At 72.2% G+C, this 24820-nt stretch carries 24 protein-coding genes; 16 read left to right on the top strand and 8 right to left on the bottom strand.

Annotated features, from left to right (window positions below; all coding sequences use genetic code 11):
• Positions 1 to 7: 7 nt before the first annotated feature.
• The gene (locus VGX25_RS31505; RefSeq protein ID WP_326921600.1) at positions 8 to 373 is read right to left on the bottom strand and encodes a VOC family protein; all 366 of its coding nucleotides are present in this window, start codon (positions 371 to 373) and stop codon (positions 8 to 10) included.
• A 17-nt stretch (positions 374 to 390) separates the two neighbouring features.
• A complete protein-coding gene (locus VGX25_RS31500) occupies positions 391 to 840 on the bottom strand; it encodes a YybH family protein (RefSeq protein ID WP_326921599.1) in 450 nt (149 codons plus the stop codon).
• 103 nt (positions 841 to 943) lie between these two features.
• Between VGX25_RS31500 and VGX25_RS31495 the strand changes: the two genes are divergently transcribed.
• From VGX25_RS31495 to VGX25_RS31470, 6 genes are all read left to right on the top strand, one after another.
• Positions 944 to 1321, top strand: coding sequence for a YciI family protein (locus tag VGX25_RS31495; protein WP_326921598.1), 378 nt, complete (start codon positions 944 to 946; stop codon positions 1319 to 1321).
• An 87-nt stretch (positions 1322 to 1408) separates the two neighbouring features.
• Positions 1409 to 3907, top strand: coding sequence for a glycoside hydrolase family 31 protein (locus VGX25_RS31490; RefSeq protein WP_326921597.1), 2499 nt, complete (start codon positions 1409 to 1411; stop codon positions 3905 to 3907).
• A gap of 66 nt (positions 3908 to 3973) precedes the next feature.
• A complete protein-coding gene (locus VGX25_RS31485) occupies positions 3974 to 4405 on the top strand; it encodes an SRPBCC domain-containing protein (protein WP_326921596.1) in 432 nt (143 codons plus the stop codon).
• On the top strand, positions 4395 to 4736 hold the full coding sequence (locus VGX25_RS31480; protein ID WP_326921595.1) for a metalloregulator ArsR/SmtB family transcription factor: 342 nt from the start codon (positions 4395 to 4397) through the stop codon (positions 4734 to 4736). Before VGX25_RS31485 ends, VGX25_RS31480 begins: the two co-directional genes overlap by 11 nt.
• Positions 4733 to 5416: a DUF899 domain-containing protein gene (locus VGX25_RS31475; protein ID WP_326921594.1), complete on the top strand. Its 684-nt coding sequence runs from the start codon at positions 4733 to 4735 to the stop codon at positions 5414 to 5416. The genes VGX25_RS31480 and VGX25_RS31475 overlap by 4 nt, the downstream gene beginning before the upstream one ends.
• 94 nt (positions 5417 to 5510) lie before the next feature.
• The gene (locus VGX25_RS31470) at positions 5511 to 5852 is read left to right on the top strand and encodes a hypothetical protein (protein ID WP_326921593.1); all 342 of its coding nucleotides are present in this window, start codon (positions 5511 to 5513) and stop codon (positions 5850 to 5852) included.
• A gap of 74 nt (positions 5853 to 5926) precedes the next feature.
• Here the strand turns inward: VGX25_RS31470 and VGX25_RS31465 are convergent, their stop codons facing one another.
• Positions 5927 to 6052 carry a hypothetical protein gene (locus VGX25_RS31465; protein ID WP_326921592.1) on the bottom strand — a complete coding sequence of 42 codons (126 nt, stop codon included), beginning with the start codon at positions 6050 to 6052 and terminating at the stop codon, positions 5927 to 5929.
• Positions 6053 to 6348: 296 nt separating this feature from the next.
• Here VGX25_RS31465 and VGX25_RS31460 point away from each other — a divergent pair, with 296 nt between their 5' ends.
• The 5 genes from VGX25_RS31460 to VGX25_RS31440 all read left to right on the top strand — a co-directional run bounded on the left by VGX25_RS31460 (position 6349) and on the right by VGX25_RS31440 (position 15193).
• On the top strand, positions 6349 to 9156 hold the full coding sequence (locus VGX25_RS31460; protein ID WP_326921591.1) for a helix-turn-helix transcriptional regulator: 2808 nt from the start codon (positions 6349 to 6351) through the stop codon (positions 9154 to 9156).
• A 240-nt stretch (positions 9157 to 9396) separates the two neighbouring features.
• On the top strand, positions 9397 to 10329 hold the full coding sequence (locus VGX25_RS31455) for a superoxide dismutase (protein WP_326921590.1): 933 nt from the start codon (positions 9397 to 9399) through the stop codon (positions 10327 to 10329).
• Positions 10330 to 10365: 36 nt separating this feature from the next.
• Positions 10366 to 11049 (top strand): DUF2461 domain-containing protein, encoded by a 684-nt coding sequence (locus tag VGX25_RS31450; RefSeq protein WP_326921589.1) that lies wholly within the window; start codon positions 10366 to 10368, stop codon positions 11047 to 11049.
• Positions 11050 to 11117: 68 nt separating this feature from the next.
• Complete coding sequence (locus VGX25_RS31445; protein ID WP_326921588.1) at positions 11118 to 11243, top strand: hypothetical protein; 126 nt, start codon at positions 11118 to 11120, stop codon at positions 11241 to 11243.
• 92 nt (positions 11244 to 11335) lie between these two features.
• A complete protein-coding gene (locus VGX25_RS31440) occupies positions 11336 to 15193 on the top strand; it encodes a ThuA domain-containing protein (protein WP_326921587.1) in 3858 nt (1285 codons plus the stop codon).
• A 37-nt stretch (positions 15194 to 15230) separates the two neighbouring features.
• Here VGX25_RS31440 and VGX25_RS31435 read toward each other — a convergent pair whose 3' ends face one another.
• Both VGX25_RS31435 and VGX25_RS31430 read right to left on the bottom strand, forming a co-directional pair.
• Positions 15231 to 17132, bottom strand: coding sequence for an alpha/beta hydrolase (locus VGX25_RS31435; RefSeq protein ID WP_326921586.1), 1902 nt, complete (start codon positions 17130 to 17132; stop codon positions 15231 to 15233).
• Complete coding sequence (locus VGX25_RS31430; protein ID WP_326921585.1) at positions 17129 to 17449, bottom strand: type VII secretion target; 321 nt, start codon at positions 17447 to 17449, stop codon at positions 17129 to 17131. Before VGX25_RS31430 ends, VGX25_RS31435 begins: the two co-directional genes overlap by 4 nt.
• A gap of 100 nt (positions 17450 to 17549) precedes the next feature.
• Between VGX25_RS31430 and VGX25_RS31425 the strand changes: the two genes are divergently transcribed.
• A complete protein-coding gene (locus tag VGX25_RS31425) occupies positions 17550 to 18260 on the top strand; it encodes a maleylpyruvate isomerase N-terminal domain-containing protein (protein WP_326921584.1) in 711 nt (236 codons plus the stop codon).
• A gap of 1 nt (position 18261) precedes the next feature.
• Here VGX25_RS31425 and VGX25_RS31420 read toward each other — a convergent pair whose 3' ends face one another.
• The 3 genes from VGX25_RS31420 to VGX25_RS31410 are packed head-to-tail and all read right to left on the bottom strand — an operon-like array spanning position 18262 to position 20563.
• Positions 18262 to 18849: a hypothetical protein gene (locus VGX25_RS31420; protein WP_326921583.1), complete on the bottom strand. Its 588-nt coding sequence runs from the start codon at positions 18847 to 18849 to the stop codon at positions 18262 to 18264.
• Entirely contained in the window at positions 18846 to 19148 is a 303-nt protein-coding gene (locus VGX25_RS31415) for a hypothetical protein (RefSeq protein WP_326921582.1), read from the bottom strand. Before VGX25_RS31415 ends, VGX25_RS31420 begins: the two co-directional genes overlap by 4 nt.
• Complete coding sequence (locus VGX25_RS31410; RefSeq protein WP_326921581.1) at positions 19145 to 20563, bottom strand: PLP-dependent aminotransferase family protein; 1419 nt, start codon at positions 20561 to 20563, stop codon at positions 19145 to 19147. Before VGX25_RS31410 ends, VGX25_RS31415 begins: the two co-directional genes overlap by 4 nt.
• 81 nt (positions 20564 to 20644) lie before the next feature.
• On the opposite strand from VGX25_RS31410, the gene VGX25_RS31405 reads away from it, so the two are divergent.
• Genes VGX25_RS31405 through VGX25_RS31390 form a run of 4 tightly spaced genes read left to right on the top strand, consistent with a single transcriptional unit; the run spans position 20645 to position 24757 of the window.
• On the top strand, positions 20645 to 21247 hold the full coding sequence (locus tag VGX25_RS31405) for a DsbA family protein (RefSeq protein ID WP_326921580.1): 603 nt from the start codon (positions 20645 to 20647) through the stop codon (positions 21245 to 21247).
• Positions 21248 to 21256: 9 nt separating this feature from the next.
• Positions 21257 to 22486 (top strand): MFS transporter, encoded by a 1230-nt coding sequence (locus VGX25_RS31400; RefSeq protein ID WP_326921579.1) that lies wholly within the window; start codon positions 21257 to 21259, stop codon positions 22484 to 22486.
• A gap of 34 nt (positions 22487 to 22520) precedes the next feature.
• Entirely contained in the window at positions 22521 to 23894 is a 1374-nt protein-coding gene (locus tag VGX25_RS31395; RefSeq protein ID WP_326921578.1) for an FGGY-family carbohydrate kinase, read from the top strand.
• Positions 23891 to 24757 (top strand): hypothetical protein, encoded by an 867-nt coding sequence (locus tag VGX25_RS31390; protein WP_326921577.1) that lies wholly within the window; start codon positions 23891 to 23893, stop codon positions 24755 to 24757. Before VGX25_RS31395 ends, VGX25_RS31390 begins: the two co-directional genes overlap by 4 nt.
• Positions 24758 to 24820: the final 63 nt, after the last annotated feature.

Genomic DNA, 24820 nt, shown 5'->3' with positions numbered 1-24820 from the left:
ACGCGGATCAGTCGAGCTGCAGCACCGACAGGATGTTGCCGGCCGGGTCGCGGAACCAGGCGATGGGCGGGCCCTGCCCGCGGGCGATGCCCTTGCCGTCGGTGTTGTCGTACTTCTCGAAGGTGACCCCGCGCGCGGTGAGCTCGGCCACCGCGGACTCGATATCGCCGACCGGGAAGTTGAGGATCGTGAACGTCGCCGGCTCGTGGCTGTCCTTGGGGTAGACCAGGATGGGCCGGTCGCCGGCGATGTGCAGGGTCAGCATCCCGTTCTCCTCGGTCACCTTCAGGCCCAGCGTCTCACCGTAGAACTGCTTGGCCTTCGGGATGTCGTCCACGGAGAACCCGCTGAACGCCTTGGTGCTCGCAAACATCGTGCTCCTTTCCCTTGTCACGGCGTGAGGTCGACGGCCGACGCGAAGCTGCCGTCCATGTAGAACGGTGTGGACGTGTGCTCGTGGGTGATCCGCCAGGCGCCGTCCACCTTGCGCAGGCCCACGGTGGCCCGGAACCACAGCTCGAACCCCTCCGGGGAGCCCTGCGGGGTCGCGGAAAGGCGGTTGAGGCTGTGGCAGAACGCGACGTCCTCGCCCGCGGTCACGGTCAGGTCGCGGACCTCGAAGTCGATCGGCCCGGCGAAACCGGAGAACCACGTGCGCAGCCAGTCGGCGTCGAGCACGTCGGCGTTGCGCAGCGGCGGTGCGAGCGTGAACGTCACTGCCTCGGGAGCGTAGCGGGACGCGAGCCACTCCGCGTCCCGGGCGCGCATCGCGGCCTCCTGCCCGGTCACGAGCTCACGGATGTGCGCCTCGTCGATGGTCGCCGGTACGGTGCTGGTCATTCCGGATCGTCCTTCCTGGTCGAATGGGTGCCTTCGTGGGGGACGTAGATGCCGACCGGCCGATCTCGACATCGCGAGCAGAAAATCTTGACGGAGGTGGGGCGTGAAGTACGTGATCTTGATCTACAGCAACCCGGAGTCCCGGGAGATCTGGGGGCGGCTGACCGTCGAGCAGCGCACCGAGGGCCTGAAGGCGTACGCCGCGCTCGACGCCGATCTCGACGCGTCGGGGGAGCGGCTGTTCTCCGAGGCGCTCGACGACGTGTCCAAGGCCAAGCGGGTGGCGGTCACCGAGGGCCGCACGATCACGACCGACGGGCCGTTCGCCGAGGTCAAGGAGCACCTCGCCGGCTTCTTCCTGCTCGACTGCGAGAGCCTCGAGCGGGCCGTCGAGATCGCCGCCCGGGTCCCGGAGGCCGAGCTGGGCCTGGTCGAGGTGCGCCCCGTCCTGAACCTCGACGAGGTGGCCCACCGCGCCTAGTCATGGGATGAATTAACGGTCGCACGGGTCCGCTCGGGCGGTTTCAGGGACTTCACGGCGGATACATCCGATGAGTAGGCTGCGGCCATGAGTCCTGCCCCGCGTCCCGCCCTGGCCCGTCGAGTCCGGCGCTGGCAGGTGATCGCGGCCGTGGTCGCCGTGCTGGTCGCCGGCGTGCCGCCCGCGGCGGCGGGGCAGGACGTCGCGCCGGCCCGGCCCGGGGCACTGCGCTGGACCGCCGAACCCGCTCCGTTCCGGCTCACCTTCCACGCCGGCGACCGCCCGCTGGTCGGCCAGGCCGCCGGGGACTTCGCCGGGCCGGGCGGCCGGATGGCGTACGCGCTGGCCGACGGCACCACCCACCGGCTGACCGACCTGCGGCGCACCGAGCCCGGCCGGGACGGCACCACCTACGTCGTGGCCACCTCCGAGCCGGACCGAACCGCGCTCGTGCGGGTGGCCCGGACCGCCCGCGGGTTGCGGGTGGAGTGGCGGTTGGCGCCGGCCGCCGGCGTGACCCAGGTGTACGAGGCGCTCACCGGCGACGACACCGAGCACTTCCTCGGCGGCGGCGCCAACTTCATCTACACCGACCTGCGGCACCGGGTGCTGCTCAACAAGGCGCACTTCACCGGCGCCGGGCCGCTGCCGTCGTGCAACAAGAGCGGCATGCCCAGCCCGTTCTTCCTCAGCTCGCACGGCTACGCGGTCTTCCCGGACACCGCGGTGATCGGCCGGATCGCGTTCCCGAACGCCGTGGACGACCCGCCGCACTGCTCGACCGAGCCGCCGCCGTGCCCGGTGCTGCTCGGCCGGCCCGACCGCACCCAGCTGTGCTTCAAGGCCTCCCGGCTCGACTACGAGATCTACGCCGGCTCGCCGGCCACGGTGGTCCGCGCCTACAGCACCCGCGCCGGGCTGCCGACGCTGCCCCCGGTGCGCCAGTTCGCGCTCACCCACTGGCGCGACACCGTCGACGGGCAGGCCACCGTCGTCGACGACGTGGACCAGTTGCTGCGCCGGGGGATCCCGCTGGCCACCGAGTGGATCGACAACCCGTGGGAGACGTCCACCAAGCTGCCCGAGGAGAGCCAGAACAGCCGGTTCGCCTGCAACGGCACGCTGACGTTCGACCCGGTCCAGTTCCCGGATCCGGCCAAGCTGGTGGCCGATCTGCGCGCCCGCGGGGTGGCGTTGGGAATCTGGATCTCCCCGCACGTCCGCACGATCGCCGCCGAGCGGCCCTGCCCGGCCCACGACTACCCGCCCGGCTCGTTCATCCGGACCAGCCGGACCGACCCGCTGCAGCTCGACCTCACCAACCCGGCTGCCCGCGCGCACTTCCAGTCCAAACTGGAGCGTCTGTTCTCCTTGGGCATCACGATGGTCAAGGGGGACCGGGGTGAGGAGTTCGAGCTCGAGGACGCCACGTTCTTCGGCGGCACCGGGGTCGACCTGATGAACACCAACCCGGTCCGCTACGCCCAGGCCACCGTCGAGGTGCTGCGCAAGCTGTACGGCGACTCGTACACCACCCTGTGGCGCGGCGGTTACACCGGCCAGCCCGCGATCGTCAACGGCGTCTGGGGCGGCGACCCGCGCGCGACGTTCGAGGGCCTGCGGCTGTCCGTCCGCCGCGGCCTCAACTCCTGGCTGTCCGGCCATCCCGTGTGGGGCACCGACACCGGCGGCTTCAACGGCGGCGGCCCCGGCGCCCCAAGCGCCGCCCTGCTCACCCGCTGGTCCCAGTTCTCCGTCGTGTCACCGGTCTTCGAGGTCGGCGGCGCCGGCCGCAACGCCACGCCATGGCTCTACGACGAGGCCACCGTCGCCCGTTTCCGCGCCAACGTCCTGCTGCACTACGCGTTGTTCCCCTACCTGTACGGCCTCGCCCAGCGCGCCGCCCGGCTCGGCGACCCCATCGTCCGTCCGCTCGCCTTCGACCACCCCGCCGACGAGTCCGCCTGGACCGCGGACCAGCACATGCTCATCGGCTCCGACCTGCTGGCCGTCCCCGCCACCGCAGATCGCAACGAGTCCGACGCCGCTGCCGGCCAACCCACCCCGGTCGACGTCTACCTCCCCGCCGGCACCTGGACCGACCTCTACACCGGCGAGGTGCTGTCCGGCCCCCGCCACCTCGTCCGACCGTCCACACTGGACGACTTCCCGCTGTACCTCCGCGGCGGCGCCGCCATCGGCTTCAACCACCGCATCGACGGCGTCTGGCCCACCCCGTGGAACCTCAACGACCTCGACCGCCGCGACCGCTCCGGCTGGCTCTACGCCCCGGCCCCCGGCCTCACCACCGCCACCAGCCCCACCGGCGGCACTTTCTTTGCCCATACGGCGAACGGCACCACCACCCTGCTCGTCGCCAACGCCCCCACCGAAACCCAGCTCACCATCGCCACCCCCACCCGCCCCCGCCATGTCCTCATCGACGGCCATCCCACCCCCGAAACCACCGGTCCGCTCACGAATGCCCGCACCGGCTGGACCACCCGCCCCGCCCCGTTCGGCGGCATCCTCGTCAAGCTCGCCCCCCGCTCCGGCCTCAGCACGGTCACCCTCACCCTTGGCTGACGTTGACGCAACCCATCGGTTGCTATATAGTTGCAACCGATGGGTTGCCACACTTGGGAGGCTGTCATGGGTTTTCCCGATCGCATCGAGCGGACCGTGGAGGTCGCGCACCCGCCGGGCACGGTGTGGGCGGCGCTGACCACCGCCGAGGGGCTGGGCGCCTGGTTCGGCAACGAGGCGACGATCGACCTGCGGCCGGGAGGGTCCGCGCGCATGACGTGGACCGACGGGTCGACCGCCGACCTGCGGGTGGAACGGGTCGAGGAGCCGAGAGTGTTCGGCTTCACCTGGCACATCTACGGGTTGCCCGAGGACGATCCGCGCCGCACCTACGTCGAGTTCACGCTCGAACCGGTCGGCACCGGCACCCGGCTGACCGTGGTCGAATCCGGCTTCGCCCAGCTGCCCGAGGACGCCCACGGCAAGGCGTACGGCGGCAACACCGAGGGTTGGGCGCGCGAGCTGGGCGAGCTGGTCGCCTACCTCGATGCCGCCTGACACCGAGGCGATCGCCGAGCAGGTCTTCGTCGCCCTGGCCGACCCCACCCGGCGCGCGATCCTGGCGGCGCTGGCGGCACGGGGTCCGGCCACGGCCACGGACCTCGCCGGGCGGCTGCCGATCACCCGGCAGGCGATCGCCAAACACCTGGCGCTGCTGGCCGAGGCCGGCCTGGTGACGGCCGAACCGGGGGAGCGGCGCCGGGTGCGGTACCGGCTGCGCTCCGCGCCGATGCGGGTGGCCCAGCAGTTCCTGGCCGCGCTGGCCCGCGACTGGGACGGCTCGCTCGACAAGTTGAAGGATCACCTCGACCGAAGGACCTCACGATGAAGACACCCCCGATCGTCGGCCCGCAGGAGTGGGAGGCGGCGCGCCAGCGGCTGCTCGTCAAGGAGAAGGAGCTGACCCGCGCCCGCGACGCGTTGGCCGCGGAGCGCCGGCGGATGCCGTGGCTGGCGGTGGAAAAGGAGTACGCGTTCGACGGCCCTCGGGGTCGGGCCAGCCTGCTCGACCTGTTCGAGGGCCGCCGCCAGCTGATCGTCTACCGCGCCTTCTTCGAGCCCGGCGTGTCCGGCTGGCCCGACCACGCCTGCGTCGGCTGCTCCCTGGTGGCCGATCAGGTCGCCCACGTCGCCCACCTCAACGCCCGCGACACCACCCTCGCCTTCGCCTCCCGCGCGCCGCAGCCCGACATCGAGCGCATGAAGGCGCGGATGGGCTGGACCATGCCCTGGTACACCATGCTCGACGAGTTCGACGCCGACTTCGGCGTGGACGAATGGCACGGCACCAACGCATACTTCCGGGACGGCAACCGCGTGTACCGCACCTACTTCATCAACAACCGCGGCGACGAGACCATGGGCGGCACCTGGAGCTACCTCGACATCACCGCCCTCGGCCGCCAAGAGCAGTGGGAAGACTCCCCCGACGGCTACCCCCAAACCCCACCCTACGAATGGTGGAACTGGCACGACGAGTACCCCACCACCAAGCCGGCGCGGGGGTAACCGCCCCGGTCACCGGGGAGGTCAGGGGCGGCGCCGGGTAGATATCCGTCACTTGACCGATGTCTCGCGGTGGGGAGGGGAGAAGGTTTGCTCCATGCTCAGGGCGCCTGAGGAGATCCGTGGGGTGAACGTGGTGACTGCGCCGGACTGGCACGACGAGCTGGTGCTCATGGCCGAGCTATCGAGGGTCAACAACCAGATCGCGCGGTTCGTGCTCAGGTTGCTCGACGCGGATGCTGGGCGCCGGGAGCAGGTGAGCGTGGCCGAGGAGGGCAACCTGGGCGTGCGGCTCGTCGATCTCGGCTACGCGCTGCAGGACCGCGCCGTTCATCGGGCGCGGGTGCTCGACGGGAATGCGGCCGGCGAGGTGCACGGCTCAGTGCCGCGCCAGCTCGGGCCAGGCCGACAATTCACGACGGCCGGTGACAAACCATGAGTGACTCTCGGGGCAGGAGAGCTGTTCCGGTGCGCCACCGGCCATCGAGACGGATTGGGTGTCAGGCCAATTCGTCAATTGTGAGTCATCTCCGTGCCGTTGTGAGTCATACCGGGGTCGTCGGCGACCGCGGTACCTTGCACCGCAAACATTGCCAACACCGATACTACGACAGCAATAATCACCTTCTCTATGCGCATGTCGGCCTCCCCGACGTAGGCCACAATGTGGGCCAAAAGGGACTGGAATCGAATTGCCGCGCGCCCCGCAAACCCATTTCTACCCGCGCTTGGCATACATGTGACGTAAATTACTCTGATCGTCAATTAATGTCGCATGCCTTATTTAATAGAAGAATAACGCACGGTAAACAGCAGTTGAACGGATGGTAACGAGTTCGCCTCCCGCGACGGGACGGTTCCCGGGGGTGACCGCTCCCCTGGGAACCGCCCATATGGCCGATGTACGGTACCGCGCCAAGTCGTACTGTCGAGGGATGCCGAGTGCGACCGCGCTTGTCGGCAGGGATGTCGAGCTGGCGCGACTCGTGGATTGGGTTGAGGATCTCGTCTCGGGGACCGGGCGGGCCGTCCTGATCGAAGGTGAACCCGGGATCGGCAAGTCCTCCCTTGCGCGGGAAACCGCCGCGGCCGCAGAGCGGCATGGCTGCCGGGTGTACCGGGCCGCGGCCGACGAGCTCGGTCAGGCACTGCCTCTTCAGCCGTTGCTGGATGCGTTGCGAGTCCGGGAATCCGCCGACGAGCCGCGGCTGGCGACCATTCTGCGGTTGCTGCACGGCGAGCTCGGCGGCGCCGCCGATCCGACCGTCGCGGCGTCGGAGCAAATGCTCACCCTGATGACCGAGTTGTGCTCCGCGGCGCCCACCGTCCTGATCATTGATGATCTGCAATGGGCCGACCTGGCGACGATCACCGTGTGGAAATGGTTGGCCCGGTCGGCCGACCGCGCGCCGCTGCTGTTGATCGGCACCATGCGCCCGGTGCCTCAGCGCGACGAGCTGCTGCCCGTGCGCCGCGTGGTCGGCGAGGACGGAATCATTCGCCTCGGCCGGCTGCCGGACGCGGCGGTCGTCGAGCTGATCACCAGCATCGTCGACGGCAAGCCCGGCCGGAAGCTGCGCAAGCTGGCCGAGGGGGCCGCGGGAAACCCGCTGTACCTGACCGAGTTGATGGGCGCCCTGGTCCGCGCCACCCGCGTGACCGTCACGGACAAGGGTGTCGTGGAGACCACCGGTGGTTCCGTACCCGGCTCCCTCGTCGCCGCCATCACGCACCGCCTGGACTTTCTGCCCCGGGAGGTCCGCGCGGTGCTGCAGGGCGCCGCCCTGCTCGGAGTGGAGTTCCTCGTCTCCGACCTGGCGATCGTGCTCGACCGGCGGATCGCCGAGCTGGTCCCCGCCATCGACGAGGCCCGCGCCGCCGGCGTGCTCAAGGAAACCGAAGACAAGCTCGCCTTCCGCCACCCGCTCATCCGCGACGCGCTCTACGACGACATCGCCGCCTCCGTCCGTGCGGCCTGGCATCGCGACGCGGCCAAGGCGCTCGCGTCGGCCGGCGTGCCGGTTCCCCGGGTCGCCCGGCAGTTGCTGCGCGCGATCAGCTCGCCGAGCGCCGGACCGCTGGACGACCCGCTGCTGAACTGGTTGGTCGACGCCTCTCCGACGCTCGTGGCGCAGGCGCCGCGGGCCGCGATCGACCTGCTGCGGCAGGCGTCGCGCCGGTCACCGGCGACGACGAAGCGCGGCGCGGTGCTCGCCTGCCGGTTGGCCGATGCGCTGTACCGCAGCGGTGATTGTGTGGGCGCCGAACGGGCCGCGTCCCAAGCCATGACCGTGATCACGGATCCCGACCTGCTCGTCGATCTACATTGGACGGTCACGCAGTGCCGGACGATGCTTGGCAAGTCGGACGAGTCGCTCAAGACGCTGAACCGGGCCCTGGCCGTGCCGACGATCTCCACCCGGCAGCGGGCCCGGTTGCTCGTCCTGACCGCGCGGGCGCATCGCGACCTCGGTGAGGTCACCGTCGCGGGGCAGGTCGCAGCCGACGCGTTGCGTACCGCCGAGGAGGCCGGCGACCAGTGGGCGATCGGTTGGTCGTTGCACGTGCTGACAATCGTGTCGATCATGCGCGGCGACGTCGCGGCCGCGCTGCCGATGTTCGAGCGCGGCCTTCGGGTGGTCGGCGACAATCCCGGTCTGACCGATCTCGGTCTGCTGCTGCAGATCAACAAGGCGGTGGCGCTGGGGGACATGGACCGGTATGCGGAGGCCATCGCCGCGGCCGAGCGGGTGCGCCAGCTCGCCGACCATGCCGGCAGCCTGGTCCGCCTGGCTCAGGCGCAGACCACGCTCGGTGAGCTGCTGTTCGAGGTCGGCCGCTGGGACGACGCGCAGGCCGAGGTCGAGATCCTCCCCGACGAGTTCAAGGATCCCGGCGCGACGTGCTGCGACCGCGGGGTCGCGGCCGTGATCGCCTTCCACCGCGGCGATCCGGCGACGGCCCGGCAGCACCTGAGCGCGGCCGAGCCGAGCGCCGAGAAGCTGGGCAACCGGGTGGTGGCCTCGCTGGCCCTGGCCAGAAGCCTGGATCATGAGATCTCCGGCGATCCGGAGGAGGCGCTGGCCGTGCTCACCGAGGGGGTCGCCAACGACGCCGAGGAGCTCGAGGAGATCGAGGATCTCTTACCCGAGGCCGCGCGGCTGGCGGTGCACACCGACACCGTCCACGCCGCGACGGAGATCGCCGAGCAGGCCGCGAGCCTGGCGCAGCGATCGCAGGTGCCGCACCGGTTGGCCGCCGCGGCGTACTGCCGCGGGCTGCTGAACGACGATCCGTCGCTGCTGCTGCACGCGGCTGACCGGTACGACGAGGCAGACCGGCCGCTGCTGCGGGCCAAGGCCCTTGAGGCGGCGGCCGTCGGGTTCGCCAACCGCGGCGACCGCGGCTCCGCGCGGACCGCGTTCACCCGCGCCGACGACCTGTACGACGAGCTCGGCGCGAACTGGGACCTCGCCCTGCTGCGTGCCCGGCTGCGCCCGCTGGGGATCCGGCGCGGGCCGCGGGCCAAGCACCGGCAGGAGCGGGCCGGGTGGAACAGCCTGACCCCGACCGAGACGAAGATCGCCGCGATGGTCGCCGAGGGCCTGCCCAACCGGGAGATCGCCGAGCAGCTGGTGCTCTCGCCGCGGACGGTCGGCACGCACGTCTCGCACATCCTGGCCAAGCTGGGTGTGCGCTCCCGCATCGACATCGCCCGCGAGGCCGCTCGGGCGTCCGACTGAGCTTGAGGCAGGCTCTGCCGGGCCGTGACCTGCGACCACTTTGACGCTGCATGGCGAGTTTGGCTGCGTCGCTGACATCCTGGGCAAGCTGGGCGTGCGCTCCCGCACCGACATCGCCCGGGAGGCGGCCAAGACGTCCGTCGGACTTTCGTCCATAGTGGACAAGTGAACCGTTTCAGCGCCGGCGACGTAAGGTCTGGGTGGACATTGTCCCCGCTCGGAAGTGGAGGATTCTCGACCATGTTTCGTCGCCGTACCCTCCTGACCGCCGCCGTCGCGGTGCCGACCGCCGCGCTGGTGACCGGGACGCGAGCCGCCGCCGCACCGGCCGGCGCCGCGGGCCGGTTCCCGACCGAGTTCCCACTGCCCAACGGTTTCCAGCCGGAGGGGATCGCCACCGGGCCGGGCGCCGTGGCGTACTTCGGCTCCCGGGTCGACGGGCGGGTGTTCCGCGTCGACCTGCGCACCGGGGAGGGCGCCGACTTCAGCCCCGCGGTCGGCCACCCGACGCTGGGCCTCAAGACCGACCGGCACAACCGGCTGTTCGCCGCCGGCGGCACCGGCGGCAACGGCCGCGTGATCGACACGCGGACCGGCGCCGTGCTCGTCACCTACCCGTTCGCCACCGGCACCACGTTCGTCAACGACGTGGTGCTCACCCCGGACGCCGCCTGGTTCACCGACTCGCGCAACCCCGCGCTGTACAAGGTGTCGCTGCGGCACGGACGGCTCCCGGACGACTTCACCGCGCTGCCGCTGTCCGGCGACTGGATGCAGGGGGAGGGCAACAACGCCAACGGGATCGCCCGGACCCCGGACGGGCGCGCGCTGCTCGTCGTGCAGTCCAACGTGGGCCTGCTGCACCGGGTCGACACCGGAACCGGAGTGACCAGCCGGGTCGACCTCGGCGACGTCGTGCTGACCAACGGCGACGGCCTGCTGCTCGACGGCCGCACGCTGTTCGTCGTGCAGAACCGGCTCAACCAGGTGGCCGTGCTGCGCCTCAACTCCTCCGGCACGCGCGGCCGGCTCGTGGAGACCCGCACCGACCCGCGGTTCGACGTCCCGACCACGGTCGCGGCCTTCGGCGACCGGCTCTACCTGCCCAACGCCCGGTTCACCACGACGCCGACCCCGGACACCCCGTACAACGTCGTGGCCATCCCGAGGTAGCCCGTCCGTCCGGGCATGGGCGTACGCTGTGCGCCCATGCCCGGCTTCGCGTTCCCGGCCGACACCCAGGCCTTCCTCGCCGACCTGCGCGAGCACAACGACCGCGCCTGGTTCGAGGCCAACCGGGACCGCTACCAGTCGGCCTACGTGGCCGCCGGCAAGGCGTTCGTCGAGGCGGTGAGCCCGCTGCTGCGCGCCATCGTGCCCGGCATCCGAGCCGAGCCGCGGGTGCTCGGCTCGATCTTCCGGATCAACCGGGACACCCGGTTCAGCGCGGACAAGCGGCCGTACAAGGATCATCTCGACCTCTGGTTCTGGGAGGGTGACCGCAAGGGCGCGGTGTCCGGGCTGTTCGTGCGGGTCTCACCGGATCTGGTCGGCATCGGCGCCGGCGCGCACGGCTTCGACAAGCCCACCCTCGCGCGGTACCGGGAGAAGGTGGCCGATCCGGACGCCGGTCCCGAGCTGCTCGACATCGTCAAGACGCTCGACGCCGCCGGCTACGACCTCGGCGGCGAGACCTACGCGCGGACCCCGCGCGGCTTCGACGTCTCGCCCGACACCGCCCGGCTGCTGCGGCACAGCGCCCTGTTCGTGCACCATGACGAGCCGCCCGCGCTCGCCACCGACGCCGGTAACCTCGTTGGCGTGCTGGGCAAGCACTGGACGACGATCGTGCCGCTGCACCGGTGGCTGGTCACCCATCTGCAGGGCAATTAGTTCACCCCCCGCGCGGCTTCGACGTCTCGCCCGGCACCGGCCGGCTGCTGCGGCACAGCGCCCTGTTCGTGCACCATGACGAGCCGCCCGCGCTCGCCACCGACGCCGGCAACCTCGTTGGCATGCTGGGCAAGCACTGGACGGTGATCGCGCCGCTGCACCGGTGGCTGGTCACCCATCTGCAGGGCAATTAGTTCACCTCATAGCCAAAGGAAAGCCCTTCCCTTGGCGGGATCAGGCCCCTAAGGTGTCAGGAAAGCGCTTGCCTGACCTGCGGAGGCGTGCGATGTCGAGATCGGTGTGGGTGCTGGTCGTCTCCTTGCTGGTGCTGGCGGGGGTGGTGGCCGCGCCGCCGGCGGCGCAGGCGGCGCCGCGGTTCAGCGTGCTGGTCTTCTCCAGGGTGAACGGGTTCTTCCACGACTCGATCCCGGCCGGGAAGGCCGCGATCACCGAGCTGGGCGCGCAGCACAACTTCGCGGTGACCGTGTCCGACGACGCCGGGCTGTTCACCGACGCCGGGCTGGCGCCGTTCGACGCGGTGATCTTCAACAACACCAACGGTCGGGACGGGGCCGTGCTGGACGCCAACCAGCGGGCGGCGCTGCAACGGTACGTCCGGGCCGGCAACGGGTTCGTCGGGATCCACTCGGCCAGCGGCAGCGACCGCGACTGGCCGTGGTACGACGCCATGCTCGGCGCGAAGTTCACCACCCACCCGGCGATCCAGCAGGTGAGCATCCAGGTCGACGACCGCGTGCACCCGTCGACGAGGAACCTGCCGCAGAACTGGGTGCGCACCGAGGAGCCGTACGACTTCAACGTCAACCCGCGCGGCGGCGTGCACGTGCTGGCCAGCTTCGACACGCGCAGCTACACCGGCCACGGCATGGGCGCCGACCATCCGATCGCCTGGTGCCAGGACTTCGAGGGCGGCCGCTCCTGGTACACCGGCCTCGGCCACGCCATCGAGGCCTACTCCGAGCCGCTGTTCCGCGCGCACCTGCTCGGCGGCATCGAGTGGGCGGCCGGCGCGGTGGCGGGGGACTGCGGGCCGACCGAGAACGAGCGGTACGAGAAGATCCAGCTCGACGGCAACACCGACGACCCGCTGGACATGGAGATCGACTCGACCGGGCGGGTGTTCTTCGTCGAGCGCGGCGGCGCGGTCAAGGTGTACGACCCCGCGCTGCGGCTCACCAAGCTGGCCGCCCGGCTCGAGGTGCTCGTGGTGCACACGCACGGCATGCACGGCATCACGCTGGACCCCGACTTCGCCACCAACCACTTCCTGTACCTCTACTACACGCCGCTCACCGGCACGGTGAGCCGGGTCTCCCGGTTCACCTTCGACGAGGCCACCGACACCGTGGACCTGGCAAGCGAGAAGGTGCTGCTCACGATCAACTCGCAGCGCCAGGTCAACGCGCACGAGGGCGGCGGCATGACGTTCGACGCCGCCGGCAACCTCTACGTGGCCACCGGCGACAACTCCGCCCCGTGCTGCGGCGGGTTCGGTCCGTTCGACGAGCGGGCCGGCCAGGAGAACAACGACGCGCAGCGGTCCTCGGCCAACACCAACGACCTGCGCGGCAAGATCCTGCGCATCCACCCCGAGGCCAACGGGACGTACACGATCCCGGCCGGCAACCTGTTCCCGCCCGGCACCGCGCAGACCCGGCCGGAGATCTACGTGATGGGCCTGCGCAACCCGTACCGGATCCACATCGACTCCGAGACCAACTGGCTCTACTGGGGCGAGGTCGGCCCGGACGCGCAGACCGACTCGGCCACCCGCGGTCCGCGTGGCTACGACGAGTTCAACCAGGCCCGCTCGGCCGGCAACTACGGCTGGCCGCACTGCATCGGCCCGAATCTGCCCTATGTGGACTTCGACTTCGCCACCGGCGTGTCCGGCGCCCCGTTCGACTGTGCCAACGGGCCGGTCAACAACTCGCCGAACAACACCGGACGGCAGGTCCTGCCGCCCGCCCGCGGGGCATGGATGTCGTATCCCTACGCGGTGTCACCGACCTGGCCGGAGCTGGGCACCGGCGGGCGGCTGGCGATCGGCGGCCCGGTCTACCACTTCGACGCGAACCTGGCCTCGGAGAGCAAGTTCCCGGCCTACTACGACGACGCGATGCTGATCGCCGACTGGACCCGCAACGCCATCTTCGAGGTGAAGCAGGACGCCGCGGGCCAGGCGTTCTCGATCAACCGGTTCCTGCCGAACATGACGTTCCTGCGCCCGATCGACCTGGAGTTCGGTCCGGACGGCTCGCTGTACGTCATCGAGTGGGGCAGCAACTACGGCGGCTCCGGGCGCGGCGACCCGAACTTCGACTCGGGTGTCTACAAGATCAACTATGTCCGCCCGGGGGAGCGCTCGCCGCTGGCCCGCGCGACCGCCACCCCGACCTCCGGCCGGGCCCCGCTGGCCGTGGCGTTCTCCAGCGCCGGCTCGTCCGACCCGGACGCCGGCCAGACGATCCGGTTCGCCTGGGACTTCGACGGCAACGGCACGACCGACTCCACCGCGGCCAACCCCGGCCACACCTATACCGCTAACGGTGACTACACCGCGCGGCTGACCGTCACCGACCCGACCAACCGGTCCACCGTGGCCAATGTGCCGATCACGGTCGGCAACACCGCGCCGACCGTCACCCTCACGGCCCCGGCCGACGGCCAGATCTTCGACTTCGGCAGCCAGGTGAGCTTCTCGGCCACGGTGACCGACCCGGAGGACGGCGCCATCGACTGCCAGCAGGTGATCACCCAGCCGGCGCTCGGCCACGCCCAGCACGCGCACCCGCTCGACCAGTACCGGGGCTGCGCCGGCACGATCCAGACCATCGTCGACGACGGACATACGTCCAACGACAACATCTTCTACGTCGTCGACACCAAGTACACCGACCGGGGCGCCACCGGCGTCTCCCGGCTCACCGGCGGCGACTCGGCGATCCTGCAGCCGCGGCACAAGGAGTCCGACCACTACACCCGGCAGAGCGGCACCAACCTGTTCGACCTGCAGGACGGCACGGCCGGCAAGCTCGTTGGGAACATCTCCCACGGCGACTGGGTCAGCTTCGAGCCGGTCAACCTGTCCGGAGTGGACGCTCTACGGTTCCGCGTGGCCAGCGCCGGCGCAGGCGGCTTCATCGACGTCCGCCGGGGCGGCCCGACCGGTCCGGTGCTCGGCAGCGTGGCCGTGCCGGTGACCGGCGGCTGGCGCACCTGGACCACGGTCACCGCGGACATCACCGACCCCGGTGGCAGCTATGAGCTGTTCCTGGTCGCCCGCAACACGTCCAGCACGGCCGATCTGTTCAATGTGGACTGGTTGGAGTTCGTGCCGCTGATCGAGGTGGCCACCCTGTCGGTGCCGTCCCCGGTGCCGGCCGGCCGGTCGTCGGTCGCCGCGGTCACCGTGACCAACCGGACCGGCGCCGCGGTGAACGCCACGGTCGCCCTGACCGTGCCCACCGGCTGGCAGACCTCCCCGGTCACCGCCCCGGTCGGCGCGGGCGCCACCGCCACCGTGCAGGTTCCGCTCACCCCGCCCGCCCAGGCGCCCACCACCGGCCGGGTGTCCGAAGTAGACATATCCGCGCGGGCCACCGTGCCGGGGCAGCAGGCCGGCGGCGTGCCGCACGCCCGCACCCTGCTGGTGCCGGGCGGCGAGCGCTCGGTCTACGCGCTGGACGCCGGGTCCGCGACCAGCGGGGTGCTGGCCGCGTACCGGCAGCTCGAGCCCGCCACGACCTACTCCGACGCCCGCGGCTTCGGCTGGGTGGCCAACACCGGCCTGCAGTCCCGCGACCGCGGCGGCCCGGACGTCCTGCGCCGCGACATGGTCACCTCGCAGCAACCCGCCACCCTGCGCCTGCGCATCCCACCGGGCCGGCACGCGGTCTCGTTCCTCCGCGGCGACGCGCAGTTCGACGCCCGCCGCCTGATCGTCACCCTGGACGGCCAGCGGGTGATCGACGGCGGCCTGCCCCTGGCGCCCAACCAGTGGGGCTGGGATCAGCTCACAGTGGACGGAGGCGCCGCCGGCCGCGTGATCGACCTCCAGCTCTCGATCGACATCGTGGAGTGGTGGCGGGTCAACGCGATCGTCGTGCAGCAGCTGTCGTGAGTGGTTATAGCGCCGCAAAAGATTCACGACACTGTGGTCACAGGCCGGGGATGCGGCCGATCGTGTTGTCGTATGCGTCGCGGCCGGCCTCGCCGACGTCGCCGAGGGTGCCGACGACCACGTCGACGCCGTCGCTGGCGACCTCGCCCGCGGTGTCCCGAGCGGTGTCCCAGGCGTCGCCGAAGTCACCGTGCAGGATCTCGCCGCCGGCGTCCCAGACGCCGCCGAGCACCTCGGTGACGGCGTCGGCGCCCTCGAGCACCGGGTGGGCCGGCAGCGGGTCGTCCTGCCAGCGCTGGTCGGTCACGTCGTCGTAGTGGCCGGTGGCGATGTTGCCGAGGTTGCGCAGCGACTCCGAGCCGGAGTCGTAGTAGTTGGAGTGCGCGCCGAGGTGGCCGCCGCCGTCCGGGGTGCCGAAGATCCTTGCGCCGAAGCCGTCGTCGTAGACCCCGGTGGACGACGGGCCGGCGGTGAAGTGGTCGCCCTGGGTGGCCTGGACCACCGGGTCGTGCTCGGCCGCGCCGGCCCACACGTGGTCCTCGCCGGGCGACAGTTGTCCCGCCTCGGAGGCGCCGACGCCGGGGGAGCCGATGAACGCGACGTCGTCGGCGGCCAGGCCGTTCAGGCCCGCGTAGCCGACCGTGGTGCTGCCGTAGCTGTGCCCGATCACCGTGACGTGCTGGTGGTTCCCGGCCGCCTCGGCCGCCGCCCGATAACCGTCCACATCGGACACCAGGGTCTCGCCGCCGTCCCGCGCGTTGTCCGCGCGGGCCACGTCCAGGTCGAGCAGGCTGTCCGGAGCGTCGTAGCCGAGCCAGGCGATGGTGGCGTTCTGCCCGCCGCCGAGCTCGTCCATCTGCCGGCGCAGGTTGGCGGCGTCGGAGACGGGGAAGCCGCTGGTGACCGAGGTTCCCGTGCCGGGAACCACGACGCCGAGGTGGTCGGCGGTGTCCGGGTTGCCGAACGCCACGGCCAGCGCGCCGTCGGAGTTGGGGCCGACCGGGTCGTAGGACAGCACGTACACGCCGCCGGGAATGTCCTCGCGCGAGGCCCGGTCGAGGACGGACTGCGCGCCGTTTGCGTTCTCCAGCCGGCGGTCGACGTCCTGGCGCTGGTCGAGCAGGTCGGCCAGCTCGTCGTCGGCCACCCGCAGCACGCCCTCGTCGTCCGGGTCGATGCCCAGCTCCTCGGCCCTGGCCGCGATCCGCGCGTCCAGGTCGGCCCGCTCGGCCTCGAACCGGGTCCGGTCGACCTCGATGCGGCGGCGGTTGGCGTCGTCAAGGACCTCGGCCGGCAGCCCGCGCAGCTGGCCGAGCCGGTCGAACTCGGTGGCCAGCAGCTGATCGCGCTGGGTCTCGGTGAGCCCGGCCCACCACTGCGCCACCGCCCGCGGATCCGATCCCGGCGGCGGCACGGTCAACCCGGCCTGCGGCGCCGTCTGTCCCCAGGCCGCGGTGTCGCCAGCGGCCTCGGCGAACCCCGGGGCCAGCTCGCCGAGCGACCTGGCATGCCCGCGCAGCGTGCTCTCGTAGCCGTCGCGCACCCCGCCCAGCGCGGTGTTGACCCGCTCGGCCAGGTCGCGCAGGCCGGCCTCGTCCAGGTTCGCCGGCCGCGCACGCCACGGCCGGATGGCCTCGTCGGCCGCGGTGCGCATGGCGCCGTACGCGTTGGCGGCGGCCCGCACGACGCCGACGGCCGCCTCCAGCCGGCCCCGCGAGCGGTCGGCCGCGGTGCCGCTGAGCTCCGCCCGAGCGCCGAACGCGTCGGCCGCGGTTCCCCGCCACGACGCGGTGGCCGTCGAGGTGCCCCTGGTGAGGTCGGTCTTCGCCCGCTCCAGCGCGCTGATCGCGGCGGTGATCGGGTCGGCGGCGGCGTTGATCCGGCCGACGTCGCCTGCGGTCAGCTTGCCGTACAGGATCTCCGGGTCGGTGTAGGTCATCGGGGCTCCCGCAGGGTCCGCAGGCGCTCGGCCGCGCCGTCGTCGTGCCGGCGGTAGGAGTCGGCGCTCTGCACCAACCCGTCGGCGGCGTCGTTGATCCAGATCGAGCCGTGCCGCAGGTCGTCGCCGTGCGCGCCGACGAAACGCGACACCGCGGCGCTGAGCTCGTCGGCGGCGGGCACCTCGCCGAGCGCCTGCGGAACGAGCTGGGTCAGCGCCAGCAGCGCGGCGGCGTCGCCGACCGCGTCCGAGGAGTTGTAGAACCGGCTGGATGCGGACTGCAGGGCGTCCGGGTCGACGTCGTATCCGTTGCTCAACGGTGGCTCCCTGGTGTCGATCCCCCCGGCCGGTCCGACGCGATGACGATGTGTGTGGTTCCGCCGACGCGGCGTCAGCTCGTGCTGCACTATGTGTGCCATGGACTGGCTGGAGGTGTTCGGCGAGCAGGCCGCGAAGTTCCGCGCCGCGGTCGGCCGCGCGGAGCTCGGCGCGGCCGTGCCGTCCTGTCCTCATTGGACGTTCACCGACCTGGTGGTGCACGTCGGGCGCTTCCTCGACCAGGTCACCAGATACCTGACCAGCGGCAGCATGACGCGGCTGCCGCCGCGCCCTGCCGACGAGGTCACCGATCCGCTGGCCTACCTGGACGATCGGCTCGGCCCTGCCGCCGCCGCGCTGTCCGGCACGCCGGCCAACCGTCCCGTGTGGACATTCTCGCCCGCCGCGCCGGCCCTGGCCTGGGTGTGGCGCCGCCGGGCGGCGCACGAGCTGAACCTGCGCCGGTGGGACGCCCAGGCCGCGCTGCGCGCCCTCGAGCCGACGGACCGCGAGCAGGCGGTGGACGCCATCGACGAGCAGCTCGGCACGCTGCTGGCCGCACAGCTCGCCGTCGACTCCCCGCCCGAGGTGAAGGGCACCGCCGTGGTGTCCTGCACCGACGGCCCGGAGTCGTGGTTCGTCGCGCTCACCCCGGGTGAGGCGCCGCTGGTCCGCCCGGCCGCCGACGGCGAGGAGGCCGACGCCACCCTGCGCGGCACGGCGACCAACCTGGTGTACCAGCTGCGCGGCCGGATGCGCCTCACCGGCTCTGGCGACCCAGAGGTGCTGCGGGGGATCCGCCTGCCGTGAGCTATCGCAGCACGAAGCCGGGGAGCTTGTACCGGACGAAGTGAATCACCTTGGCGCCCTTGCGGGTGTGCGCCTCGGAGTCCCAGGACCAGCCGAACGCGTTGGCCAGTCGGTTGACCAGGTTGAAGATCAGGTTGACGTGCAGCGCGTCGACGATCGCGACATCGGGCACGCCCGCCGCGCGCACGGCGTCGACGTCCGCGGTGGTGACCCCGTCCGGGTCGGTGGTCAGCTTCTCGAGCAGGACCAGGGTCGCGGCCAGCTCGGGGCGCAGCACCGACGGGTCGTCCACGGCGACCTCACCGCGCGACTCAAGGCGGGTGGTCTCGGTGTGCACCCGGGCGCAGAACGTGCACTCGTTGAGCCGGGAGGTGGCCATGGCCAGGTACTCGCGCTCGCCGGCCGTCCAGAACGACTGTCCACGAAGGACCTCGTGGCCGTAGTCGAAGAACCACCGGCCGAAGAACTCCGGGCGGTGCATGGCGGTCTTGGCGACGTCGTCCAGCTCGTCGCGCAGCACGAGGGCGACGATCCGCCGGAACATCCGCGCGGGCCACTTGTGGCCGTGCTCCAACACGTCCAGCCTCACGGCGCCACCGCCCGCAGGCCGGCCTCGAACCGGTGCAGCGCGGCGCCGAGGGCCGCGGCGACGGTGAGCTCGAAGATCTCCTCATCGCCAAGGCCGGCCGCCTTGAGCAATGCGATGTCCCCGTCGCCGATCCGGTACGACGCGTCGCGGACCTTGGTGACGTAGGTGCTCAGCGGTTCGGGCGCCGGGCCGCCGCCCGCCGCCGCGGCACGCAGCTTCCGGTCGGTCACGCCGTCTCCGTCGAGCACCGCCCGGCGGATGGCGTCCAGCCGCTCGGCGTGTCTGTCAAGTGGACTCACCGGTGGAGTATGAAGCACCGGGCGAGCAGGCGCAGGCCGTCGGCGATGTGCTCGGTGGGGATGCTGCCGTAGCCGAGCACGAGGCCCGGTTGGACGCGGTCGGTGGCGCAGTACTTGGCCAGGCTCTCGACCGCGACGCCGTGGTCCAGGGCCCGCTCGCCGATGTCGGGGGCGCCGGGCCGCAGGCGGGCGCACAGGTGCAGGCCGGCGGCGGACGGGACCGGGTCGAGCCAGGCGGCGAAGTCGGCGTGCAGCGCGGACCGGATGCGTTCGTGCCGGGCGGCGTAGACCCGGCTGGCCTTGCGGATGTGCCGGGCCAGCTCGCCGGAGTCGATGAGCCGGGCGAGGGCCGCCTGACCGGCGTGGTCGCCGTGCCAGTCGGTGAGCTGCCTGGCCGCCCGCAGCGCCGGGCGCAGGGCGGCCGGGGCGACCAGGAAACCCAGGCGCAGCAAGGGAAGCAGCGTCTTGGAGAACGTGCCGACGTAGACCACCCTGCCGGTGCGGTCCAGGCTCTGCAGCGGCTCGAGCGGGCGGTCGGAGAAGCGGAACTCGGTGTCGTAGTCGTCCTCGACGATCACCGCGCCGCGCCGCTGCGCCCACTCGAGCAGCGCGGTCCGCCGGGCCAGCGACATCGGCGTGCCCAGCGGGAACTGATGCGACGGCGTGACGTAGACCAGCCGGGCGTCGGCCGGCAGCGCGCGCACGTCGAGCCCCTCGCCGTCCACCGGCACCCCGGCGACACGGGCGCCGAGGCTGCGGAACAGGTGCCGCACCGGCGGGTAGCCGGGCTCCTCGACCGCCACCCGATCGCCCGGCTCGATCAGCACCCGGCCGACGAGGTCGATGGCCTGCTGAGCGCCCTGCGTGATCAACACGTCCTCCGGGTGGGCGCGTACCGAGCGGGAGATGCCGGCGTACCGGGCGATCGCCTCACGCAGGCCGGCGTGCCCGGCCGGGTCGCGGTAGCCGGCGTCGCGGACCGTCGCGGTGCGCAGTTCGGCGGAGACCAGCCGGCGCCACGCGGTGAGCGGGAACAGCGAGCCGTCGGGCGTGCCGACCCGGAAGTCGTACGCGGGCGGCGGGCCGGGGGGCGCAAGGGGAGCGATGGTGCTCCAGACCGGCCGGGGCCGCAGGCCGCTGCCCGCCGGCGCGGTCCGGCGCCGGGCCATGGCGACCGGCTGGCTGCCGACGAACGTCCCGGCGCCGACCCTGGCGGTGAGGAACCCCTCGGCGGTCAGCCGGTCGTAGGCGACCGACACGGTGTTGCGGGCGACGTTCAGGCGCCGGGCCAGCTCCCGGGTGGGCGGCAGCCGTTCGCCTGGGCGCAGCCGGCCGTCCAGGATCGCGTCGAGCAGCTGCCGGTAGATCCGGGCGGCCCGGTCGCCGGGGCCGGTCAGGCTCACGTGGAGCTCCACGCCCGGACCCTACATTGGCTCAATCGAAATGCCCAGGATTGGCACTTCCATGAGCCAATACGGACCCCTTGAATGATCTCCGTGACCGTCGCTGACATGTGGTTCGACCCGAAGTGCCCCTGGGCCTGGAACGCCTCCCGCTGGCTGCTGGAGGTGGAGCGGGTCCGCGACGTGGAGGTGCGCTTCCACGTGATGAGCCTGTGGCTGCTCAACAAGGGCCGGGACGGGCTGGCGGAGTGGTACCGGAACTGGTTGGCCGACACGCTGGGCCCGGTCCGCGTGCTGATCGCCGCCGAGCACAAGTACGGCACCCCGATCCTGCGGGACCTCTACACCGCGCTCGGCAACCGGATCCACCACGACAAGGCGCGGATCGGCCGGGAGCTGTACGTTGCTGCGCTGGCCGAGCTGGGCCTGTCCACCGACCTGGCCGATGCCGCCGACGACCCCGCCCATGACGAGGCCCTGCGCCGCAGTCACCACGCCGGGCTCGACCCGGTCAGCGAGGACCTCGGCACGCCGACCATCCACGTCGGACGCAACGCCTTCTTCGGACCTGTGGTGACGCCCGTGCCGCGCGGCGAGGCGGCCGGCCGGCTCTGGGACGGCGTGCTGCTGGTCTCCGGCACGCCGGGGTTCTTCGAGCTCAAGCGCGGCCGCACCGAGTCCCCCCGAGTCGACTGAGGAGCGGCCGTGTCTCGCTTTGCTCCGCCCGCCGGGCCGCCGCGGGCGCTGGCGCTGGCCCAGCTGATCAACTCGCTGGGTGATGGTGCGTTCTACGCGTGCTCGGCGTTGTTCTTCACTCGGATCGTCGGGCTTTCGGCGACCCGGGTCGGGATCGCGCTGACCGTGGGTTGGGCGATCGGCATGCTCGCCGGGGTGCCGCTCGGCCACCTCGCCGACCGGTTCGGCCCGCGGCGTGTCGCGGTCCTGCTGGCCGGCACGACCGCCGCGACGCTCGGCGCTTTCCTCGTGGTGCGGTCGTTTCCGCTGTTCCTGCTCGTCGTGTGCGGGTACGCCGGCTGCCAGGGCGGGCTGACCTCGGCCCGGCAGGCGCTGCTGGCCGGGCTGGTGGCGCCGGGGGAGCGGACCCGGGTCCGGGCGTACCTGCAGTCGACGCTCAACGCCGGCCTGGCGGTCGGCGCCGGGCTGGGCGGGCTGGCGCTGTACGTCGACAGCCCGCCGGCCTACCTCGCGGTGTTCGCCATGGACGCGGCCAGCTTCCTGGTCGCCGCCGCCGTGCTGCGCCGGCTGCCCGAGGTGCCGCCCGCGCCGGTCGGGCGCGCCGGCGAGCCCCGGCTGGCCGTGCTGCGCGACCGCCCGTTCGCGCTGCTCACGCTGCTCAACGCGATCATGTACCTGAACATGCCGCTGCTCAGCCTGGTCCTGCCGCTGTGGATCGTGACGCACACCGACGCGCCCAAGCCGATGGCCGCCGCGCTGCTGCTGGTCAACATGCTGTCCGTGGTGCTCTTCCAGGTCCGGCTGGCGCGCCGGGTCACCGACCTGCGCACCGCCGCGCGGGTGTCCGCCCGCGCCGGCGCCCTGATGCTCGCCGCGTGCGCGGTCTACGCCGGGTCGAGCGGCCACCTCGGTCCGTGGGCCGCCGTCGCGGTGCTGCTGCTCGCCGCCGCGATCCAGGTCGCCGGCGAGATGATGCAGGGCGCCGCCGCCTGGGAGCTCGGCTTCACCCTGGCCCCGGCCGACAAGCAGGGCCAGTATCAGGGGTTCTTCGGCATGGCCCCGCAGATCGCCCGCATGCTCGGCCCGGCCGTGCTGACCACGCTGTTGATCAGCTGGGGCACCCCCGGCTGGTTCGTCCTCGGCGGCCTGTTCCTCGGCGCCGGCCTGGCCGTCGGCCCCGTCACCCGTTACGCCGAGCGCACACGTGCCACCGCCCAGCCCGTGACGGCCGCGACCTGACCGCGGTTCGATGGAGACGATCTAGATTGGCTTGGTGATCGTTGCCGGCATCGACGTGGGGAGCACCAGCTGCAAAGTCGGGATCTACACGGCGGCCGGCAACCCGGTGGCGCAGGCGCGGCGGCCGACGGGCGATGACTGCGACGCGCTCGTCGCGGGGGTGCTGGCGGATCTGGAGGAGTGCGTCGAGCGGGCCGGGGCGGCGCCGGCCGCGGTCGGGATCACCAGCATGGCCGAGAGCGGGGTGGCGCTCGACGACCGGCTGCGGCCGATGCATCCGTTGCTGCGCTGGGACGATCCGCGCGGCGCGGAGGAGGCGCGGCTGATCGAGGCGGAGGTCGGGCGGGCCGCGCTGTTCGCCAGGACCGGGGTGCATCTGGGCGCGAAGACGCCGCTGGCGCGTTGGTCGTGGCTCCGGCGTCATCGGCCGGAGGTTCTGGGGTCCATGCGGGTGTGGGTGAATGCGGCGGATCTGGTCGCGACCGCGCTTCTCGGGGCGCCGGTCACCGATCGGACGCTGGCCGGGCGGACCGGCGCGCTGGATCAGCGCGCGGGGGAGTACGACCCCGAGCTGCTGGCGGCGAGCGGGGTGCGGCCAGGGCAGCTGCCGCGGATCGCCGACGGGATCGCCGGGCGGGTGTCGGGTGCGCATGGCGGGCTGCGCGGCGGCACGCCGGTGGTGATCGCGGGGCACGACCATCTGGTGGCGGCCTACGCGGCGGGGGCGCGGGCGCCGGGCGCCACGGTGGACTCGCTGGGGACGGCCGAGGCCGTGGTGACGGTCAGCGCGCGGCCGCCGGACGCCGGGACGGTCGACGGCGGGCTGTCCTGGAACCGGCATGCGGACGGGCGGCACTGGGCGCTGGTGTCGGGGTTTCCTGGCAGCGGCCGGCTGCTGGAGTGGGCGGCCGAGCGGCTGCTCGGGGCGGCCCGGCCGGAGGCGTTCCGGGAGCTGGTGCGCGACGTGCGGCGGCCGACCGGGATCGTCGTCGAGCCGTACCTGTCCGGGCGGGGCGCGCCGGCGCCGGATCCCGGGCGGCGCCTGACGATGCGCGGGGTGACGGCGGCGCACGGGGCGGCCGAGCTGGCGGTCGCGGTGCTGGAGGGCGCCTGCCTGCACGTGCGCTGGATGGCCGAGGCGCACGGGCCGCTCGGGGAGTGCGTGGTGCTCGGCGGGCCGGCGCGCAACCAGACCTGGATGGCGATCAAGGCCGAGGTCATGCCATGGCCGGTCCGGCGGTGCGCGGCCGTGGACGCGGCCGGGGTCGGGGCGGCCCTGCTGGCCGGGCGGGCGATCGGGTTCGAGCCGCCGGTGCTGCCGTCGGAGCGGCTGCCGCGCGACGGCGCGCGGGCGGCGCGCTATCAGAAGATCTACACCGATGAGTTCCTGCGGGAGGCCACACGATGAGCTTGGACGCCCTCGCCCGCAAGTCCGGGGGCCTGGCGATGGTTGCGATGGATCAGCGGGAGAGCCTGCGGGCCATGCTCGCCAAGCATCGCACCGGTCCGGTGGGTGACAACGAGCTGACGGCGTTCAAGCTCGCCGTCGCCCGCGAGCTGGGACCGCACGCGTCGGGGTTCCTCATCGACCGGGAGTACGGCTTCCACACCGTGACCGAGCAGCACCTGCTGCCGCCGGACACCGGGCTGATCCTCGCCGCCGACGCACTGTCCTATCAGGACGACGGTCGGGTGTCCGACACCGTCGTCGATTCCGCGATCGATCCCGCCGACGTCCGCCGGCGCGGGGCCGACGCGCTGAAGCTGCTCGTGGTGTGGCGCAGCGACGGCAACGCCGACCGGCGGCTGGCCATGGCCGCCGAGTTCGTGCGCACCTGCGCCGAGGCCGGTCTTGTCTCGGTGCTCGAGGGCGTCGCCCGGCCGGCGCCCGGCGAGGACCAGGACCGGTTGCAGGTGGAGGCCGCGCGGGAGCTGGGCGCGTTGCGGCCCGAGCTGTACAAGGCCCAGGTTCCCCGGGCCGGGCAGGGCGAGCCGGCCGAGATCACCCGGGTGTGCGCGCGCCTGACCGAGGTGCTGCCGGTGCCGTGGGTGGTGCTTTCCCAGGGAGTGTCCATTCCGGAATTCCCGCGGGCCGTCGAGGCGGCCTGCCGCGGCGGCGCATCCGGTTTCCTTGCCGGGCGGGCGATCTGGAGCGACACGGTCTCGGCACCCGACCCGGTGCCGCTGCTGCGCGAGCGCTCGGTCGACCGGCTGCGGTCGCTGGCCGAGCTGGTCGACCGGTACGCCCGGCCATGGCGCGACGTCCGGTGAGCGGAGCTTGCGGAGCGAACGATCCAACGCTGCCCTGCCACCGAGCAACGAGGTGGCAGGGTC

The sequence above is a fragment of the Actinophytocola sp. genome (assembly GCF_035942955.1).
Classification (GTDB): Bacteria; Actinomycetota; Actinomycetes; order Mycobacteriales; family Pseudonocardiaceae; genus DASYTH01.
This window is presented reverse-complemented; position numbering and strand designations above follow the sequence as displayed.

Bases quoted from the DNA above. Each gene is read 5' to 3' on its own strand.
- VGX25_RS31425 (WP_326921584.1), top strand. From the start codon at position 17,550: ATGGACTGGCTGGAGGTGTTCGGCGAGCAGGCCGCGAAGTTCCGCGCC.
- VGX25_RS31475 (WP_326921594.1), top strand. From the start codon at position 4,733: ATGAAGACACCCCCGATCGTCGGCCCGCAGGAGTGGGAGGCGGCGCGC.
- VGX25_RS31455 (WP_326921590.1), top strand. From the start codon at position 9,397: ATGTTTCGTCGCCGTACCCTCCTGACCGCCGCCGTCGCGGTGCCGACC.
- VGX25_RS31500 (WP_326921599.1), bottom strand. From the start codon at position 840: ATGACCAGCACCGTACCGGCGACCATCGACGAGGCGCACATCCGTGAG.
- VGX25_RS31450 (WP_326921589.1), top strand. From the start codon at position 10,366: ATGCCCGGCTTCGCGTTCCCGGCCGACACCCAGGCCTTCCTCGCCGAC.
- VGX25_RS31440 (WP_326921587.1), top strand. From the start codon at position 11,336: ATGTCGAGATCGGTGTGGGTGCTGGTCGTCTCCTTGCTGGTGCTGGCG.
- VGX25_RS31490 (WP_326921597.1), top strand. From the start codon at position 1,409: ATGAGTCCTGCCCCGCGTCCCGCCCTGGCCCGTCGAGTCCGGCGCTGG.
- VGX25_RS31485 (WP_326921596.1), top strand. From the start codon at position 3,974: ATGGGTTTTCCCGATCGCATCGAGCGGACCGTGGAGGTCGCGCACCCG.
- VGX25_RS31480 (WP_326921595.1), top strand. From the start codon at position 4,395: ATGCCGCCTGACACCGAGGCGATCGCCGAGCAGGTCTTCGTCGCCCTG.
- VGX25_RS31505 (WP_326921600.1), bottom strand. From the start codon at position 373: ATGTTTGCGAGCACCAAGGCGTTCAGCGGGTTCTCCGTGGACGACATC.
- VGX25_RS31470 (WP_326921593.1), top strand. From the start codon at position 5,511: ATGCTCAGGGCGCCTGAGGAGATCCGTGGGGTGAACGTGGTGACTGCG.
- VGX25_RS31435 (WP_326921586.1), bottom strand. From the start codon at position 17,132: ATGACCTACACCGACCCGGAGATCCTGTACGGCAAGCTGACCGCAGGC.
- VGX25_RS31460 (WP_326921591.1), top strand. From the start codon at position 6,349: ATGCCGAGTGCGACCGCGCTTGTCGGCAGGGATGTCGAGCTGGCGCGA.
- VGX25_RS31390 (WP_326921577.1), top strand. From the start codon at position 23,891: ATGAGCTTGGACGCCCTCGCCCGCAAGTCCGGGGGCCTGGCGATGGTT.
- VGX25_RS31465 (WP_326921592.1), bottom strand. From the start codon at position 6,052: ATGCGCATAGAGAAGGTGATTATTGCTGTCGTAGTATCGGTGTTGGCA.